We start from the raw sequence: 18,959 nt of genomic DNA on the forward strand, positions 1-18,959 counted from the left end.
GCCGCCTCGCCAGCGACGATAACCGCAGTCAATGCGGCTACAGAACCCCGCCTGTCGACTGGAACACTTGCCTTCAGGCTCGGTTTGTGCGGGAGGGCCGCCCACTGCGTGCGGTCGCCAGTCAAGGTCTTCGACGTCCCGGGGAAGAAGCTGCCCGCATCGCGAGAACAGCGTCGAGGCGGAGGATGCCGCGCCTCGAGCAGATCCCGGCAACGGCCTAGGCCGTGGCGGCGCCGGAACGCTCCCTCATCGCGGGCGAGACCGTCCTGGACGACTTGCGGACCGGAGTATCGAGAATGATGAGAGCCGCTATCGCCCGCGCGGGGCTGGCCATGATCCTGTTGTCGGGCGTCGCCGCCGCGACCCATCCCGCCCGTGCTGAGGACAGTGCCGCCGCACAGGGCAAGCTGACCAAGGTCGCGAGCTTCGAGCACCAGGTGACCGGCATCACCGTCGCGAGGGACGGGCGCATGTTCGTCAACTTCCCGCGCTGGAGCGAGGACGCGCCGGTCTCGGTCGCCGAGCTGAAGGACGGCAAGCCCGTACCCTATCCGGACGAGGCCTGGAATTCCTGGCGCAACGCGAAGAAGGACGAGGTCGACCCGAAGAACCACTTCGTCTGCGTGCAGAGCGTGGTGGCCGACGGGCAGGACCGGCTCTGGGTGGTCGATGCCGCCGCGCCGGCCATGGCGCACGTGGTCAAGGACGGGCCGAAGCTCGTCGGGATCGACCTCAAGACCAACCAGGTCGTGAAGACGATCCCGTTCGACCCGAGCATCGTGTTGCAGGCCTCCTACATCAACGACGTGCGGATCTCGCCCGATGGCAAGACCGCCTACCTCACCGATTCCGGCGCCGAGGGCGCGCTGATCGTGGTCGACGTCGACAGCGGCTCGGCCAGGCGCGTGCTGGCCGGCCATCCCGCGACCATGCCGGACAAGAGCGTGACCGTGACCTACGACGGCAAGCCGCTGCGTCGACCGGACGGGCGCGGCGTCGAGTTCTCGGCCGACGGCATCGCGCTCTCGGGCGACGGCAAGACGCTGTACTGGCAGGCGATCAAGGGCAAGACGCTCTACAGCCTGCCGACCGAGGCGCTCACCGGTTGGGCCACCGCTTCGGTCGTGCCCGAGATGCTGACCGACAAGACGCTGGGCGGAAAGATCGTCACGGTCGGCGAGAACGGGGTGGCGGACGGCCTGCTGATCTCGCGCAAGGACGGACGCATGTACGTGACCTCGCCGCAGGACAATGCGGTCAAGGTACGGGACCTTTCAAGTCAGGGCACGGGCCTGACGACGCTCGTGCAGGATGCCCAGCTTCGCTGGCCCGACACCTTCAGCGAGGGGCCTGACGGCACGATCTACGTGACGACCTCGCACATCCAGGACTCGGCCGACTACAAGCCCGGCGCGCCCATCAGCCTTCCGACGGAACTCTGGGCCATCAGGCCGGGCCAGGCCGAGGCCACGGGCTCCACGCGGCCGGGGCCCGCTCGCTGAGGCGAGCCTGGGCGGCCTGCCTCCAGCCGGGAGTGTCCTGCGTGGACGATCTGAAAGCCGAAGTCGAAACGTTGCCGCTGGAGGAGCGGCCTCTCCAGGTGCTCGTGGTCGCCGGGTCCGCCCGGCGGCTCGACGGCTGCCCGGGCCTGGACGGCAAGGCGCGCGCGCTGATGCACCGGATGGTCGGGCGCCTGCCCGCCGGCTGGCAGGTCGACGCCGTCGATATCGGGAACGAGCACGGCAAGCCCAAGATCCAGGGCTGCAACGGCTGTGTCGGGTCCTCGATGGCGCTCTGCGTCTGGCCCTGCAACTGCTACGGGCCGGACAGCGACCACCAGCCCGACCTGATGTGGAACGAGAAGCTCTACCAGCGGCTCGCTCGGGCTGACGCCTGGGCTATCATCGGCCCGGTCTGGTGGTATGGCCTGAGCACGAACCTCAAGGCGATGTTCGACCGCCTCGTCTGCATGAGCGGGGGCAACCCGCGCCCCGACCTCATCGACAAGAAGAGCACGCGGAAGGCGCAGGCGCTCGAACGCTCGCCCCTCTGGCGCGAACTGACGAAGAACCACCTCGAAGGGCGCACCGCCGCCTTCTTCTGCTACGGCAACGAGGGCGGCAACGAACTCGACGAGGACCGTCGGCCGCGCATCCTCGAGCACACGGACTGGTTCGATCCGGACCAGGAGCCGTATCAGGGCGACGAGCGAAAGGCGTATCAGGGGCTTGTCTGGCAGTGCCGCTACGGCGGCATCGAGGTGCCGGACGCGCTCTGGCGCCATGCCTCGATCGGTCTGGGACGCGCCTATGCCGACGACCAGCCGGACGACATGGCACGGGATCCGGAAGCCATGGCTTGCTTCGACGAGTGGGTAGACGCCTTCGTCGAGCACGTGACCAGGAAGGGCATCGTGCCGGGGACGACGGAGGCGGAGCGCGGGGCTCAACCCACCACGCAGTGACCTTGCCACCACGCAGTGACCTTGCCACCACGCAGTGACCTCGCCACCACGCAGTGACCTTGCCGCGACGCGGTGACCTTGCGGTCCCCCTTGCGGAGTTCCATCCATCGTCGCGGTCACGGCCGATGGGGGAGCCGAAACCCGCCCGCGTGCCGGCCGGTGAGACGCAGCCGCACGGGCGCCCGAGGGCTCGGCCATCGCCACGGTTGCATGGACGAGACGTGACCGGCGCTGGGGTGGTGGCGCTGCAGCGGTCGTGTGCCGGCCCTTGCTTCGGGCCCGCCTTCGCGCTGCGGCTCGCCGAAAGACCGCTTACGGTGCAGCCTTGCGGCAGGCTACCGCGTTGTGTGGCCTGATCCCACAGGCCCCCCGCCCGCATGCCCCTCCGCAAGTCCGTCACCATCTCGCTCAGCCCCGAGCTCCTGGCCGTCGCCGAGCGGCTGCTCGCCTCGGGACGCTACGGCAACATGAGCGAGGTCATGCGCACCGCGCTGCGCCTGCTTGAAGAGCGCGAGCTCGCCTTCCGGGCCCACCGCGACGCGACGCCCGCGCCCGGCGAGGAATGATCTCGTGAGCGACCCATTGGCTTTCCTGGCGGGCGGTGGCGAGGCCGCCCGCATGATCCGCGAGCGCGACTGGTCCGAGCACCCGCTGGGGTCACCCGTGACCTGGCCCTCGGAGCTTCGCACGGCGCTCAGCCTGGTGCTGAACTCGCCGGAATCGATGATCCTGGCCTGGGGGCCCGACCTCCACTTCTTCTTCAACGACACCTACTTCCCCCTGCTCGGGCCGCGGCTGCCCTGGGCCATGGGCGAGCGCTTCGACGTGGTCTGGGCCGATGCCTGGAGCCAAGCGAAGCCCATCATCGACGACGCCTTCGCTGGGAGGAGCCGCAGGTTCAACGATCTTCCCTGGAAGCTGGGCACCGACCGCGGCGCAGCCGACACATGGTGGAGTTTCTCCTACTCGCGCGTGCTCGACGGCGAGGGCCGCGTCGCCGGCCTGTTCATCTTCACCAACGAGACCACCGCGCGCGTGCTGAGCGACCGGGCGCTCCGCGAAAGCGAGGACCACTTCCGGCACACGGTCGAGCTCAACCCGCAGGTGCCGTGGACCTGCGATCCGCAGGGCAACGTCACCTCCTACTCGCATCGCTGGCTCCAGCTCACGGGCCAGTCTCCGGGCGAGCCTGACGGCACCGGCTGGACCAAGGCGCTGCATCCGGATGATCTTGAGCCGACCATGGCGGCGTTCGCGGTCGCGCTGTCCTCGGGCGACCCGGTGGACGTCGACTACCGCATCCGCATCGCGACCACGGGCGAGCACCGCTGGCAGCGGGCCCGCGCCTACCCGCGACGGGACGAGGCCGGCGCGATCATCAACTGGTACGGCGTGGTCGAGGACGTGCACGACCGCAAGCTCGCCGAGGCGGGCCTGCGCGAGAGCGAGGAGCGCCTGCGTCTCGTCGTCGAGGGCGCCAGGGATCATGCCATCCTCACCACTGACACTGCCGGTACCATCACGAGCTGGTCGGCCGGTGCGCAGGCCATCCTCGGCTGGTCGCCCGAGGAGGCAGTCGGGCAGCCTGCCGCCATCATCTTCACGCCCGAGGACCGCGCGAGGGGCGCCGACCTCCTCGAGATCGCCACGGCGGCGCGCGCGGGCTGCGCCCCCGACGAGCGCTGGCACGTGACCAAGGACGGCCGCCGCGTCTTCCTGAACGGCTCGCTCCATCCGCTGCCGCCCGACGCGCAGGGCCGCTCGCGCGGCTTCCTGAAGGTCGCACGCGACGAGACCGCCCGCCTCCAGGCCGAGGAGGCCCGGCGCGCGAGCGAGGCCGAGCTGCGCCTGGTCGCCGACGCGCTGCCGCTGCTGGTCTCCTTCGTCGACCGCTCCCTGACCTACCGGTTCGCGAACGATGCCTATCGCGACTGGTTCGACCGCACGCCGGACGAGGTCGTCGGACGCACCATCCCCGACATCGTCGACGAGGCGGGGTTCCGAGTGCGGCTGCCGCACATCGAGCGGGCGCTCGCCGGGTTGCCGGTCCGCATGGATCTGCCCTGGCCTTGGCCGGACGGCCGGCGGCGCATCGCCGACATCCGCTACGAGCCACGCCGGGACGCCCGCGGCGAGGTCGACGGCTTCTACGTGTTCGTGCAGGACGTCACCGTCCAACGCGACGCCGAGGCCGGGTTGGCGGCCGAGCGCGACCGCCTCTGGGAGCTGAGCGAGGATCTGCTGGTCAATGCCGATTACGAGGGCCGGCTCCTGCGGGTCAGCCCGTCCTGGACGGTCCTGCTCGGCCACGACGAGGAGACGCTGCTGACCCGGCCCTACGCCGAGATCGTCCACCCGGACGACTTGCCCGCGGTGATGGAAGCGCTCCTCGACATGCGGGCCACCGGCAAGCCGGTCCGGTTCGAGGACCGGGTCAGGGCCGCGGACGGCACCTGGCGCTGGATCGCCTGGAAGCTGGCGCCGGAGCCCGGCGGGGAGCGGCTGACGGGCGTCGGGCGCGACGTCACGGCCGAGAAGGCAGGCGCCGAGCAAAAGGCGCGGCTTGAAGAGCAGCTGCGGCAATCGCAGAAGATGGAGGCGGTCGGCCAGCTCACCGGCGGCATCGCCCATGACTTCAACAACCTGCTGGCCGGCATCTCCGGCTCGCTGGAGCTGATGCAGACCCGCATGAACCAGGGCCGCCTCAAGGACATCGACCGCTACATGTCGGCCGCGCAGGGTGCCTCGAAGCGCGCGGCGGCGCTGACCCACCGCCTGCTGGCCTTCTCGCGCCGGCAGACGCTCGACCCGAAGCCGACCGACGTGAACGCCCTCGTGAACGGGATGGAGGAGCTGATCCGGCGCACGGTCGGGCCCCTCATCGAGGTCGAGGTTGTCGGGGCCGCGGGGCTCTGGCCGGCGCTTGTCGACCCGCCGCAACTTGAGAACGCACTGCTGAACCTCTGCATCAACGCGCGCGATGCTATGCCGGAGGGCGGACGCATCACCATCGAGACCGCCAACAAGTGGCTCGACAGATGGGCGGCCCGGAAGCACGACGTCCCCGAGGGACAGTACCTGTCCTTGTGCGTGACCGATACCGGCACCGGCATGAGCCCGGACATCGCCGCCAAGGCGTTCGACCCGTTCTTCACCACCAAGCCCATCGGCCAGGGCACGGGGCTTGGCCTGTCCATGATCTACGGCTTCGCCAAGCAGTCGGGCGGCCAGGTGCGGATCTACTCCGAGGTCGGAGAGGGCACGACCGTGTGCCTCTACCTGCCGCGCCACCACGGTGAGGTGACCGAGACCGACCCGCTGGCCGGCTTGGCTGAAGCGCCGCGCGCCGAGCGGGGCGAGACCGTGCTCGTCGTCGATGACGAGCCGACGGTGCGGATGCTGGTCACGGAGGTGCTGGAGGAACTCGGCTACACCGCCATCGAGGCGGCCGACAGCGCGGCGGGGCTGAAGGTGCTGCAATCGGACGTGCGCATCGATCTGCTGGTCACGGATGTGGGCCTGCCCGGCGGCATGAACGGCCGCCAGATGGCGGATGCGGGCCGGGTGACGCGCCCGGACCTGAAGGTGCTGTTCATCACCGGCTACGCCGAGAACGCGGTGGTCGGCAACGGTCACCTCGAACCGGGCATGGCCGTGCTGACCAAGCCCTTCGTCGTCGAGACCCTCGGGGTACGCATCCGCGAGATGATCGCGCAGGCATGAACCCGCGACGGCCGTCGGCCAAGTCGTGCCGTCACGGCCGGCAGCCATCCCGAACGGCGCGCAAGTCCATACCCGTGAATCCGTCGCGGTTCGGCTGCCGCGAGGGGCAGGCCGTCACCTCAGGGCCAGCGGCCTCGTCCGCTCCGCGGGCGATGCGACATGGCGGAGGGCTGACGGTCCGTCGCCCATGCGGACGTGGCCAGCCGGGGTCACCGCGTCATCTGCACAGCGAGGATACCGCCGCGCAGCGCGACCGAGACCGTGTCGCCGGGCTGCAATTCCGTGTTTTCGTCGCCCGGGATCGAATTCCGGGTGGATAGCCGGTGGACGAGGATATCAGGATGGGCTCCGGTCCCGCGGATCAACTGGGACTGCACCGTGCTCGAATAGAGCAGCTTCTCGCCGACGCTGCGCAGGCGGGCGTTCAGCTGGGCCACCCGGACGTTCGTGTCCTGCAGTTCGCGCAGAAGCTCCTGACGCCGCTGAGCGAGCAGGCGGGTCATCTGACGTTCGTAGTCGGTGCGCTGGCGCTCGATATTCGAGGTCTCGACGATCGTCCGGAGGATCTGCGTCGACGAGAGTAGGACCGCACGCCGCGATGCCGAGATGCTCACGTTTACCGTCACTCCTCGCTGGAACAGATCGCGCATCTGCTCGAAGTCGGCAATGTCAGCCTTATTATTTGCCTCATCCTTGTTGCGCTTCTCGGCGAGAACTCCGAGCTGGGCGACCGAGGTCTGGATCGCGTCCTGCAGATATTTACGCTCGCGCTCCAGATCGGTCGTGCGGGCCTTGAATTGATTGTCCTCGGCCTCGGCCAGACGCCTCATCAGGTCGGAGGCGACCGGAATCTTCGGGTTTGCAGGCTCGGTCCCGGGTTTCTCGCCGAGCTCCATGCGGACGCGCCGTTCGCGCGCTTGTTCGCGAACGTAGTCGGCCGAAAGGGACTCGTATTCAGCGCGCAGATCACTCGACTGCAGGGTCGAATCGTCCACCCGGCGCAGGACGTCGTACCCGCCGGCGACCGCGATCGCCTGACGAACGGTCATGCCGTTGCGGTAAGGTTGCTCGCCCGGGCGCGCCACGTCGCCGCTGAGGTAGATCTGGCGGTACGCCACGACCGAGACCGAGATCTCCCCGGGCTCGATCACGTGCGTGACCTCGCGCCCGTTCGTGGTGCGTTGCTGATAGACCTTCGAGGCCATGACGGCGAGGAGCCGACTCTGCAGGTCAGAGATGTCCGTCCCGGCGGCCGTGAGCTGACCGGCGATGGGGAACGAAACCTCTCCGTCGATGCCGACCGTGGAACGCTGGCGCAACTCCGGAACGCCCGCGACGACGAGCTCAAGGACATCGCCGGACTGCAGCAGGTAGGCGGCGCGCGCCGAGGTGGAAGAAAAAAGGACCGATGCGCAGATTGCCAAGCAAGCGAGCGCACGCACCAGAGCTGAGCAGCGATCCATTTTCATCTGCTGCCCCTGTCCTGCGAGCTTATCAACAGCGCATACCTGGATATGAGCTAAAGACGATGACTCAGAAGCTCGGCCGGAGCGGTTTCGATTTGACAATCTAGCCCGATATTCCAACCTTAGCTATCGGCTCTTGGCCGTTCAGTGAGGCGAAAAGGTAGTAGGCCCGGACTGCAACCGATGCTGTCCGGGCGGTCACGCGCAGCGGGCAAATGGCGCCGCCGCTCCGCTGGAAAGCATTGTCCGCCGAAGCGGCCAGCGGTCCGGCGCAGCCGACAGGTGTGCGCCGGACAAGCCGGCTGCAAGCCTACCTGGCGTCCGGCTGCTTCGCCTCGATCGTCCCGCTCGTGGGCCTGCTCGCGTGAATGACGGCCGGGGTCGCGCCGTCGCCTTCAAGTCGACGATCCGTCCCGGACGGATGCAAGCCGAACGGGGGCACCTCCGGCCCCAGACCGGTCTCTCGGACCATGCGTTCATCTCGCCGGCCGCCGGGGCCTGCTTGACCGCACGGGACAAAAGTCCACCCGAGGACACGGGCGTACGCGGTCCGGGTTTGCAGGGAGGAAACGACGCGCTCGCTCCCGCACCCGGTCGGGCCAGGATCGAGCGAGCGCGGGACCGCTCCGGCCGATGCAGGGGCACGCAGAGAGATCCGACAACGTCGAGGTCCGTCATGACCGGCAGCGTCCCGATCAGAGGGCGGCTGCCGCCGTCATACGGGCGCTCCCTCCGGCGTCGACGGTGACGCCCACGAAGTTCGTGCCGTCCCGCTGTCCCGCCACCTGGAAGATCTGACCGGCGATCATCGGAGATATGCCGCGGTAGCGGAACATCCCGGGCGTCCGGCCGAGGGCCTCGGCGGCGAGGTTCAGCAGCAGGCTTGCCTGGATCGGCCCGTGGACGACGAGGCCTGGATAGCCCTCGACCTCGGTCGCGTACGGGAAGTCGTAATGGAAGCGGTGGCCGTTGAACGTCATGGCCGAGTAGCGGAACAGCAGGGTCGTCGTAGCCTCGACCTCTCGCACGAGATCGGGCGCCGAGGTCAGCGGTGACGGCTGGGGCCTTGCGGTCTGCTGACCGGGTCGGGCCGCCTCGCGGTAGACGATGTCCTGCCGCTCGCGAATGGCCACCCCGCGCGGCGTCTCGTATTCGTGCCGGACGGTGACGAAGCAGAGGCAGCCGGTGCGGCCCTCCTTGACGACCACATCTGCGACGGTCTCGCGGCGCACGACGTCGTCGCCGAGATGCAGCGCGGCGAGGGTCTCGACCTCGCCGCCAGCCCACATCCGCCGCGGCAGCGGCACAGGAGGGAGAAAGCCGCCCTTGGCCGCGTGGCCGTCCGGCCCCAGCGTGTCGGCGGCTGGCGTCTCGGGTGCGAGGCACCAGTGGAGCGCCAGCGGAGCCTCGGTCTCGCGCACGGGCGCAAGGACGCCGGCGAAGGTTGCGCGGAACTCGCCCACGAGACGAGGCGTGACGATGTCGCGAACCTCGCGGGTGCGGCCGATCCAGCTGCGCAGGTGATCGATATCAAGCGCGGCCACAGAAAACCTCAGACGTCGAGGTTGGCGACGCTGAGCGCGTTCTCCTGGATGAACTCGCGGCGCGGCTCCACCACGTCGCCCATCAGCTTGACGAAGAGGTCGTCGGCGTCGGTCGTGTCCTTGACCTTGACCTGCAGGAGCGAGCGCACGTCGCGGTCGAGGGTCGTCTCCCAGAGCTGCTGAGCGGTCATCTCGCCGAGCCCCTTGTAGCGCTGGAGCTGCAGGCCCTTGCGGCCGAAGGCCATCACGGCCTCGAACAGGCCGGCTGGGCCGTGCAGCAGCGTCTCGTCGCCCTTGCGGGCGAGGGTCACGGGCTCGCCGTAGATCTCCCGCAGCGCGTCGGCGCGATCGGCGAGGCGACGCGCCTCCTGCGAGGCGATGAGCGAGGCGTCGAGGTTCGAGACCTGACGCACGCCCCGCAGCGTCCGGCTGAGCACGTAGCCGCCCTCGGACGCCTCGCCCTGCCAGCCCTGCTCGATCTCGTCGGCGATGGCGTCGAGGCGCTTGGCCGTCATGTCGGCGAGCACTTCCGCCTCGCCGGCATGCTCGGCCGCCTCCGGGCGGAAGGCGCCCGCGATCACGGCCTGCTCCACCACCGCGCGGTCGTAGCGGGTGTGGAGCCCCTGCAGGATGCCCCGGAAGGCGCGGGCCTCGTCGACGAGCGCCTTGAGCTGGGCCCCCGAGAATTCCGTGCCCGAGGCGAGCCGCAGGGTGGCGCCCTCGACGCCCTGGTCGATCAGGTAGTCCTCGAGCGCCCGCTCATCCTTCAGGTAGATCGCCTTGCGGCCGCGCTCGGCTTTGTAGAGGGGCGGCTGCGCGATGTAGAGGTGGCCGCGCTCGATCACCTCCGGCATCTGCCGGAAGAAGAAGGTCAGGAGCAGCGTGCGGATATGCGAGCCGTCCACGTCCGCATCCGTCATGATGATGATGCGGTGGTAGCGCAGCTTCTCCGGGTTGAAGCCCTCGCGGTCGGTCGACGAGCGCCCGATGCCGGCCCCGAGCGCGGTGATCAGCGTGCCGATCTCGGCCGACGACAGCATCCGGTCTGCCCGGACCCGCTCGACGTTGAGGATCTTGCCCCGGAGCGGAAGGACCGCCTGGAAGGTGCGGTCTCGGCCCTGCTTGGCCGAGCCGCCGGCGGAATCGCCCTCCACCAGCAGGATCTCGCACTTCGTCGGGTCGCGCTCCTGGCAATCGGCGAGCTTGCCGGGCAGCGAGGCGATGTCGAGAGCACCTTTCCGGGTCACCGTCTCGCGGGCCTTGCGGGCGGCTTCCCGCGCCGAGGCCGCGAGCACGACCTTGCCGACAACCGACTTCGCCTGGGCCGGGTTCTCCTCGAGCCAGTTCGAGAGGCCCTCGTTGAGCACGTTCTCGACGGCCGGGCGCACCTCGGAGGAGACGAGCTTGTCCTTGGTCTGCGACGAGAATTTCGGGTCGGGCACCTGCACCGAGATGACGGCGGTGAGCCCCTCGCGGCAATCCTCGCCGGTGAGCGAGATCTTCTCGCGCTTGGCGATGCCGGAGGATTCAGCGTAGCCGGTGATCTGGCGGGTGAGCGCCGCGCGGAAGCCCGCCATGTGGGTGCCGCCGTCGCGCTGCGGGATGTTGTTGGTGAAGGGCAGCACCGTCTCGTTGAACGCGTCGTTCCACCAGAACGACACTTCGACCCGGATGCCGTCGCGCTCGGAGCGCACGGTGACGGGCTTGGCCATCCCCTCGATCGGTTTGCGCGAGCGGTCGAGGTAGCGCACGAAGGCCTCGATGCCGCCCTCGTAGCAGAGCTCCTCGCGCTTGCGCTCGGCGTGGCGCGCGTCGGTGAGCACGATGCGCACCCCGGAATTGAGGAAGGCGAGCTCGCGCAGGCGCTTCTCCAGCGTGGGGAAGTCGAACTCGACCATCGAGAAGGTCTCGGGCGACGGCAGGAAGGTCACCTCGGTGCCGCGCCGGCCGCCCGCCTCGCCCACCACCGCGAGCGGCGCCACAGCGTCGCCGTGGCGGAACTCCATCGCGTGCTCCTGGCCGTTGCGCCAGACGCGCAGCCTCAGCCAGGTCGAGAGGGCGTTGACCACCGAGACGCCGACGCCGTGCAGGCCGCCCGAGACCTTGTAGGAATTCTGGTCGAACTTACCGCCCGCGTGCAGCTGGGTCATGATGACCTCGGCCGCCGAGACGCCCTCCTCCTTGTGGATGTCCACCGGGATGCCGCGGCCGTTGTCGGACACGGTGCAGGAGCCGTCGGCGTTGAGCGTGACGGTGACGAGGTCGGCGTGGCCCGCCAGCGCCTCGTCGATGGCGTTGTCGACGACCTCGTAGACCATGTGGTGGAGGCCCGAGCCGTCGTCGGTGTCGCCGATATACATGCCGGGCCGCTTGCGCACGGCGTCGAGCCCCTTGAGCACCCGGATCGATTCCGCGCCGTAGGTCTCGGCGTTCTCAGTCTGCGGATTGTCGGCCATGAAGTTCCTCGGGCAGGCGGGTCGTCGCACGAGAGTCCGGCCCCGCTCCGGAGCCTGGCGCCTGCGATTCGTATGATCCGCCTGATATAGGGGCTTTGCCTTGGAATTGCATCGTTTTCGGGCGGCGGCGGCGCCGCGCGACCGCTCGATTTTTCGGGTTAGCGTTTAGGATTTGTTATCCTCACGGGCTGTCCGTCCGCGGCCGGGAAGAACTGCGAGGCCTTCTTAAGAACTTCGGGCTAGCCTCGCGCGCGATACCCGGACGACCCGATGGACGCGCCAACCCCCAGTCCCGATCTCGAGACCGTCGAGCGCGAAATCCGGCAGGGTTTCCGGCTGCTGCGCTTCAGCCCGCCGATCGAGCGCCAGTTCGAGCAGGACACGGCCGAGAACCGCTGCCGGCACATGATCCGGCAGAACTACATCGGGATCGTGATCTACCATTTCTTTCTGTTCAGCGATCAGCGCGTGGTCGGGGACGTCTTCCAGATCGACCTCCTGCTGCATTTCGCCGTCATGACGCCGGTCATGATCCTGACGAACCTCGTCCTGGCCTGCCGTCCGCGGCGCTGGGTGCGGGCCGGCGCGGAGGCCGCCGCGGTCATCGTCCTGACGGCGACCATTGTCGTGCTGACCTGCCAGAGCCGGATGCCCGACCGGGACATCATGCTCTGGACGATCGTCCTGGTCGTCCTGTTCATGATCGTCGTGCAGGGCATCGAGTTCGTCTACGCGGTCGCGGCGAGCCTCGCGATCTTCGTCATCTTCGCGATCGGGACGGCGACCTTCGAGACGGCCTCGGCCGACCGCATCCTGATGACGAACTCGATCATGGCCGGCGTGATGGTCTTCTCGCTCGTCGGCTCGTACACGCTCGAGCACCGGCAGCGGACGGGCTACCTGCTGACGCTGCGCGACAGGCTCCGGAACGAGGTTCTGGAGATCGCCAGCCTGCGCGACGCGCTGACCGGGATCGGCAACCGGCGCGCGCTCGACGCGGCGCTGCTGCGGCTGCTCGCCCGGCGGGGAGCCGGTCCCGTGCCGGCCTCGACGGTCCTCCTGCTCGACATCGACCACTTCAAGGCGTTCAACGACGGCAACGGGCATCAGGCCGGCGACCGCTGCCTGAAGCGGGTCGCCGAGATCCTCGCGGGAAGCGTGCGCTCGGACGAGGGCACGGTCTACCGGTTCGGCGGAGAGGAGTTCCTGATCCTGCTCGATGGCGTCTCGGGCGCCGACGCATCCCGGGTGGCCGAGCGCGTCCGCGCCCGCGTCGCCGAGGACCGCATCCCGCGGGACGCCGCCGGCACCGCCTTCGTCACGATCAGCGTCGGCATCGCGTCGGGGCAGCTGGGGCGCGATGCCACGGCGGAGACCCTGATCGCGGAGGCCGACGCCGCGCTCTACGCGGCCAAGCGCGGCGGCCGCAACCGCATCTGGCCGCCCGCGCAGGCCGAGGCCCCGTCCGTCGAATGCGCCCGGCAGGCCGCGGCGGCGTGACGGCGGGCGGCGCGAGGCGGTCCGGCCCGGCCGACGCGAGGCCGGATCATGCCAGATCCGACGATTCCCTTCGGGATGACGGATCCGGGCTTCGCGTCACACGCCGCGCGTCTCAGTCCTGCAGGAACGGGTTGGTGTGCCGCTCCTCGCCGAGGGTGCCGGTCGGCCCGTGACCCGGGATGAAGGCCATGTCGTCGCCGAGCGGCAGCACCTTCTCCTTGATCGCCCGGATGAGCTGGTCGTGGTTGCCACCCGGCAGGTCGGTGCGGCCGACGGAGCCCTTGAACACGACGTCGCCGACCAGCGCGAAGCGCGCGTCGCGGCTGACGAAGACGACGCTGCCGGGCGAGTGCCCGGGGGCGTGCAGGATGTCGAAGGCGAGCGGGCCGACGCTCACCGCGTCGCCGTCGTCGAGCCAGCGGTCCGGCGTGACCGCGCGGGCGCCCTGCAGGCCGTAGCCGGCGCCGGTCTCGGGCAGCGCGTCGAGCAGGAAGCGGTCGGCCTCGTGCGGGCCCTCGACCGGTACGTTGCCGAGGCGCTCGCGCAGTTCCGCGGCGCCGCCCGCATGGTCGATATGCCCGTGGGTCAGCAGGATCTTCTCGATGGTCAGGCCCTGCTCGCGGATCGCCGCCTCGATCCGGTCGAGGTCGCCGCCGGGATCGACCACGGCGCCGACCTTGCTGGCCTCGTCCCAGATCAGGGTGCAATTCTGCTGGAAGGGCGTGACCGGGATGATTCCGGCGCGGGGCGTGCCTGTCATCGGGAGTCTTTTCGGGCTCGGGGCGCCCGGATGGGCGCGGGATTCAGGGGCAGGGCGCCCGGAAGGGCGCGGGGCCGGCCCTTCTAGCGCGGGTTGCGGGCGGGCGCGAGCCGCGCCCTCAGGCCGGGCTCCGCCTCAGCAGCGCGTCGAGACCGCCGATCCGGAACCAGTGGTAGCCGTAGCCCTCGAGGCACAGGCCGTGGCGCCCGTCCTCGCCTGCCTCGCTGCGCTTGCCCGTGACGAGGTCGATGAGGAGATGGCCCTCCGGCGGCTCGATGCCGGTGTCGAGGCTCACCTCGATCGGACGGGCCGCGAGGTTGTGAAGGCAGAGCACCGCATTGTTGCGCCAGTCGTAGCGAAGCGCCAGCACCGCGTCCTCGCCCGTGCCGATCTCCGTCACGCTGCCCCAGCCGATCTCGGGCGCCTCCTTGCGCAGCCGGATCATGCTCTGCATCCAGGTGAGCAGCGAATCCTTGTCGTGGCGCTGCTCGGCGACGTTGACGTGCTGGTAGCCGAACGGCCCCGTGCCGATCACCGGCATCGCCGGGCGCGTCGACTTCGTGAAGCCGCCTTGCGCCTCGCCGGTCCACTGCATCGGCGTGCGGGCGCAGTCGCGCTCCTTCAGCGCGAGGTTGTCGCCCATGCCGATCTCGTCGCCGTAGCGCAGCACCGGCGTGCCCGGCAGCGTGAACATCAGCGAGTAGGCGAGCCGGATGCGGCGCGGGTCCCCCTGCAGCATCGGCGCCAGGCGGCGGCGGATGCCGCGCTCGTAGAGCTGCATGTCCTTGTCCGGCCCGAAGGCGTCGAACACGGCTTGGCGCTGCTTCTCGGTGAGGCGGCCGAGGTCGAGCTCGTCGTGGTTGCGCAGGAAGGTCGCCCACTGGGCGGAGGCGGGCCGCGCCCAGGTCCTGTCGATCGCCTTGACGAGGGGGCGCTTGTCCGCCGCCGCCAGGGCGTAGAAGGACGATTGGTTGACCTGGAAGTTGAACATCATGTGCATGCGGTCGGCGTCGTCACCGAAATAGTCGAGATCCTGCTTCGGCAGGATGTTCGCCTCGGCCAGGATGATGGCGTCGCCCTTGCGCCATTGCAGGAACTCGCGGAAGTCGCGCAGCATGTCGAACTGCTCGACCGGCTCGCCGGCCACGTCGGCGCCCTTCCTGGCGATCACGAACGGCACCGCATCCATCCGGAAGCCCGAGACGCCGAGCTCGATCCAGAAGCCCATGATCTTCAGGATCTCGGCCAGCACCGCGGGGTTCTCGGTGTTGAGGTCCGGCTGGAAGTCGAAGAAGCGGTGGAAATAGTAGGCCTTGGCCTGCGCGTCGTAGGTCCAGGTCGTCTTCTGGACGCCGGGGAAGACCATGCCCTCGCCGGCGTTGGCGGGCTTCTCCTTCGACCAGACGTACCAGTCGCGGTAGGGCGAATCCGGGTCGGAGCGGGCCGACTGGAACCAGCGGTGCCTGTCCGAGGTGTGGTTGACCACGAGGTCGATGATCACCCGGAGGCCGCGCTGCTTGGCGGCGTGCGTGAAGGCCACGAAGTCGCCGAGCGAGCCGTAATCCGGATCGACCCCGTAATAGTCCGAGATGTCGTAGCCGCCGTCCCGCTTCGGCGAGGGCTGGAACGGCATCAGCCAGATCGCCGTGACGCCGAGGCCCTGCAGGTAGTCGAGGCGGCGCTCGAGCCCGGCGAAGTCGCCGATCCCGTCCCCGTCCGCATCCATGAAGGTGCGCACCGAGAGGCAGTAGATGACGGCGTTCTTGTACCAGAGGTCGGTGATCATGCGGGCCCCCGCGGCGCGGAATGCGCCCGGCCCCCAACGCTCGGTCGCGCGAAATGGTCTCGGGGCCGACGCGCCAGCCCGTACCGCCGACCTTAAAACAGCCGCGTTGTGCACCCCATGTTCAGGGGCGCCGCGATAACGCTCCCTCGCGCGCCTGTCCCTGCGTGCCGGTGCCCGTTCCGCGATGAACACCATCCTGATCAAGCTGTTCGCGACCGCGCTGACGCTCAGCCAGGTCACGACGCGGCCGGACGCGGTCAAGACGCAGTTCGACCCGGCCGCGGACGGGCCGCAGGTCGTGCAGATCCTGCGGGACGGCTGCGCGCACATGCGCAAGGCCTTCGACATCGAGGACATCAACCTCGACGAGCTGATCTCGACCGCCATGGAGGATCCGAGCGCGGTGGCAGGCGCGGGCGCGCCCAAGCTCCTGCACGGGCTCGACCTGGCCGAGCTGAACACGAGCTACCGCCAGTTCTGCAAGGGCGAGAACCCGGCCAACTCTCCCTTCGACGCCGCCGAGGTGATCGCCTTCTACAACAAGGCCGTGACCGACCTGCCCTCGGCGGAGGCTCTCAAGGACCCCAAGCTCCCGGGCGCCAGCCTGATCCTCGACGGAGCCGGCAAGCCCTATTCCGAGACCTTCGAGGCCAATGGCCGCCGGCTCGTCGTGCCGATCGGCGATGTACCGCTCCTCGTCCGACAAGCCTTCATCGCCGCCGAGGACAAGCGCTTCGAGAGCCATCACGGCATCGACGAGCGCGGCGTGATCCGGGCCTTCATCGGCAATCTCGCCTCGCCGGGGCGCCCGCAGGGCGGCTCGACGATCACGCAGCAGGTGGTGAAGAATCTCTCGGTCGGCGACGACGTCACCTACGAGCGCAAGATCCGCGAGATGATCGTGGCGGCACGCCTCGAGCGCATCCTGACGAAGCCGCAGATCCTCGGCCTCTACCTCAACGGCATCTATCTCGGACGCGGCGCCTACGGCATCGAGATGGCGGCGCGCAGCTATTTCGGGAAGTCGGTCGGGCAACTCACCCTGCCGGAGGCGGCGCTGCTTGCCGGCATGCCCAAGGGCCCGAACTTCTACAGTCCCGACAAGTACCCAGACCGCGCGCGCGAGCGGCGCGCCTACGTGCTCTCCCGCCTCAAGGACGAGGGCACGATCACCGAGGAGCAGATGGCCCAGGCCGTCAAGGCCGATCTCGGCCTGAAGCCGATCGAGACGGCGCGGCGCGATTCCGGCTTCTACATGGTCGACCACCTCGCCCGGGAGGCCCGCACCTTCGGCGGCATCGACTCGCTCACGAGCGCCTCCTACACGGTGCGCTCGACGGTGAATGCCGGGCTGCAGCGGGCGGTGGAGTCGGCCCTGCAGGACGGGCTCGCCCAGTACGAGCGCTCGACCGGGCGCCAGAGCTTCACCGGACCGGAATTCAACCTCGCCGACAGCGTGCGCAGGCTCGCGGCGGCGGCGCCCGCCCCCGAAGCCTCGCCGCAGGCGGCCCCGACGGTGACCGGGGCGCAGGCCAAGCCCACCGACCTCAAGACCACCGACATCCGGGCGCCGAAGCGCAAGGCCGGGCAGGCTGCCGACGCGTCGGCTCCGCCGCGACCCGCTGGGCCGAAGCCGGCCTGGCTACGGGCGCTCGAGAGCGCGCGACCGGTCCTCTACGACGTGCACTGGCCGCTCGCCGTGGTTCTGGAAGCGGGCCGCGGCGCCGTGAAGGTCGGTCTTGCCGACGGGCGGATCGCCAGCCTCGATCCCGGCGTCGCGCGGGGCAAGCTGCAGCCCTACGACGTGGTGCGGGTGAAGCTGCGCGAGGGCAAGGGCGCGCCCCGCGCCGAGATCCGCGTGCGGCCGGGCGTGCAGGGCGCCGCCCTCGTGCTCGAGAACCGGACGGGGCGCATCCTCGCCATGGCGGGGGGCTTCTCCTATCCGGTGAGCCAGCTCAACCGGGTGACGCAGTCCGTGCGCCAGCCGGGCTCGACCTTGAAGCCGCTGACCTACCTCGCCGCCCTCAATGCCGGGCTGCAGCCCAACACCCTGGTGATGGATTCCGCCATCACCCTGCCGCCCATCGGCGGGATCGGCGATTCCTGGTCGCCCAAGAACTATGACGGCGGCGGCGCGGGGGCGACGACCCTGCGGCGCGGCCTCGAATTCTCGAAAAATCTTGTCACCGCGCGCCTCCTCCAGGGCGGGGTCGCGGAGAAGGCACCGGCCAGCCTGCAGCGGGTCTGCGACATCGCGCTCGAAGCCCAGATCTACGCCGAGTGCGAGCGCTACTACCCCTTCGTGCTCGGCGCGCAGCCGGTGCGCATGCTCGACCTCGCCGGCTTCTACGCGGCGGTGGCGAACGAGGGCGCGCGCCCGACGCCCTACGCGCTTGAGTCGGTCGAGCGGGACGGCAAGGCCCTCTACGCCCACGCCGCCCGCGAGCCGGTCCGCATCGGTTCGGCCGACCGCGTCGCCTTCTACCAGCTCAAGACCATGCTGCAGGGGGTGACGAGCCACGGCACCGCCGCGGCGCTCGCCCGCAACGCCGCCTACATCGCGGGCAAGACCGGCACCTCGGAGAACGAGAACGACGCCTGGTTCGCCGGCTTCACCAACGAGATCACGATCGTGGTCTGGGTGGGCTACGACAATGCCGACGGCACGCGCCGCACGCTCGGGCGCGGCCAGACCGGCGGCCACGTCTCGGTGCCGATCGCGGGCGCGATCCTGCAGGCCGCCTGGGCGAATGGCGTGCCGCGCACGCCCCTCAGCCCGCCCTCCCCCGAGGCGCGGCGCAACCTGATCGACCTGCCGATCGACGCGCGCAGCGGCGAGCGCGTCGCGGGCGGCGGCTTCATGGAGCATTTCCGCACGCAAGGGGACGGCCGCATGGCCGATACGCAGTTCCGCCTCGTGCCGCGCGAGACCCTCTACGCCATGCGGCCCGATGCAGGCGACGGCGACGCCGGCCTCGGCGGCTCCGAGCAGGGCGCCGACGCGGCGGGCGACGTCTGGGGCAACCGCGCGCCGGAATCGGATCTGCTCGACCCGTTCGGCGAGCGGCGCGCACCGCAGCCGCGCAGCCGGCGCGCGCAGGGCGACCTCGACGGCTACCAGCCCTGGCCCGGCCAGACCAGCCGCTCGCCCTTCGGCGAGGACGAGTGGCCGCGGCCCCGCCGCCGGGATCCGGACTACCTGTTCGGCGACGATCCGCGCTACTGAGCGCCCTCGCCTCCCCCTCATCATTCCCAAGGCC

The 18,959-nt window shown here is 69.7% G+C and carries 12 protein-coding genes; 7 read left to right on the forward strand and 5 right to left on the reverse strand.

What is annotated here, in order from left to right; all coding sequences use genetic code 11:
• Positions 1-296 precede the first annotated feature (296 nt).
• The 4 genes from WDW90_RS08240 (at position 297) to WDW90_RS08255 (ending at position 6,187) form a co-directional block, all read left to right on the forward strand.
• Positions 297-1,502, forward strand: a complete 1,206-nt coding sequence (locus WDW90_RS08240) for an L-dopachrome tautomerase-related protein (RefSeq protein WP_336486904.1) — start codon at positions 297-299, stop codon at positions 1,500-1,502.
• A 41-nt stretch (positions 1,503-1,543) separates the two neighbouring features.
• Positions 1,544-2,464 (forward strand): NAD(P)H-dependent oxidoreductase, encoded by a 921-nt coding sequence (locus WDW90_RS08245; protein WP_336486905.1) that lies wholly within the window; start codon positions 1,544-1,546, stop codon positions 2,462-2,464.
• A 377-nt stretch (positions 2,465-2,841) separates the two neighbouring features.
• Positions 2,842-3,030 (forward strand): type II toxin-antitoxin system ParD family antitoxin, encoded by a 189-nt coding sequence (locus WDW90_RS08250; RefSeq protein ID WP_336486906.1) that lies wholly within the window; start codon positions 2,842-2,844, stop codon positions 3,028-3,030.
• A 4-nt stretch (positions 3,031-3,034) separates the two neighbouring features.
• On the forward strand, positions 3,035-6,187 hold the full coding sequence (locus WDW90_RS08255) for a PAS domain-containing hybrid sensor histidine kinase/response regulator (protein ID WP_336486907.1): 3,153 nt from the start codon (positions 3,035-3,037) through the stop codon (positions 6,185-6,187).
• Between the two features lie 209 nt (positions 6,188-6,396).
• On the opposite strand, the gene WDW90_RS08260 is transcribed toward WDW90_RS08255, so the two are convergent.
• On the reverse strand, positions 6,397-7,656 hold the full coding sequence (locus tag WDW90_RS08260) for a polysaccharide biosynthesis/export family protein (protein WP_336486908.1): 1,260 nt from the start codon (positions 7,654-7,656) through the stop codon (positions 6,397-6,399).
• A gap of 212 nt (positions 7,657-7,868) precedes the next feature.
• Between WDW90_RS08260 and WDW90_RS08265 the strand changes: the two genes are divergently transcribed.
• Positions 7,869-8,021, forward strand: a complete 153-nt coding sequence (locus WDW90_RS08265) for a hypothetical protein (RefSeq protein WP_336486910.1) — start codon at positions 7,869-7,871, stop codon at positions 8,019-8,021.
• A gap of 327 nt (positions 8,022-8,348) precedes the next feature.
• On the opposite strand, the gene WDW90_RS08270 is transcribed toward WDW90_RS08265, so the two are convergent.
• Positions 8,349-9,197 (reverse strand): HTD2 family dehydratase, encoded by an 849-nt coding sequence (locus WDW90_RS08270; RefSeq protein WP_336486911.1) that lies wholly within the window; start codon positions 9,195-9,197, stop codon positions 8,349-8,351.
• An 8-nt stretch (positions 9,198-9,205) separates the two neighbouring features.
• Positions 9,206-11,653: a DNA topoisomerase (ATP-hydrolyzing) subunit B gene (gene gyrB, locus WDW90_RS08275; RefSeq protein WP_336486913.1), complete on the reverse strand. Its 2,448-nt coding sequence runs from the start codon at positions 11,651-11,653 to the stop codon at positions 9,206-9,208.
• Between the two features lie 270 nt (positions 11,654-11,923).
• Here gyrB and WDW90_RS08280 point away from each other — a divergent pair, with 270 nt between their 5' ends.
• Positions 11,924-13,153 carry a GGDEF domain-containing protein gene (locus tag WDW90_RS08280; RefSeq protein ID WP_336486914.1) on the forward strand — a complete coding sequence of 410 codons (1,230 nt, stop codon included), beginning with the start codon at positions 11,924-11,926 and terminating at the stop codon, positions 13,151-13,153.
• Positions 13,154-13,265: 112 nt separating this feature from the next.
• Here WDW90_RS08280 and WDW90_RS08285 read toward each other — a convergent pair whose 3' ends face one another.
• Both WDW90_RS08285 and WDW90_RS08290 read right to left on the reverse strand, forming a co-directional pair.
• Positions 13,266-13,913 carry an MBL fold metallo-hydrolase gene (locus tag WDW90_RS08285; protein ID WP_336486915.1) on the reverse strand — a complete coding sequence of 216 codons (648 nt, stop codon included), beginning with the start codon at positions 13,911-13,913 and terminating at the stop codon, positions 13,266-13,268.
• A gap of 118 nt (positions 13,914-14,031) precedes the next feature.
• Positions 14,032-15,699: an alpha-amylase family protein gene (locus WDW90_RS08290; protein WP_336486916.1), complete on the reverse strand. Its 1,668-nt coding sequence runs from the start codon at positions 15,697-15,699 to the stop codon at positions 14,032-14,034.
• 184 nt (positions 15,700-15,883) lie between these two features.
• On the opposite strand from WDW90_RS08290, the gene WDW90_RS08295 reads away from it, so the two are divergent.
• Complete coding sequence (locus WDW90_RS08295; protein WP_336486917.1) at positions 15,884-18,925, forward strand: penicillin-binding protein 1A; 3,042 nt, start codon at positions 15,884-15,886, stop codon at positions 18,923-18,925.
• Positions 18,926-18,959: the final 34 nt, after the last annotated feature.

The sequence above is a fragment of the Methylobacterium nigriterrae genome (assembly GCF_037106235.1).
Classification (GTDB): domain Bacteria; phylum Pseudomonadota; class Alphaproteobacteria; order Rhizobiales; family Beijerinckiaceae; genus Methylobacterium; species Methylobacterium nigriterrae.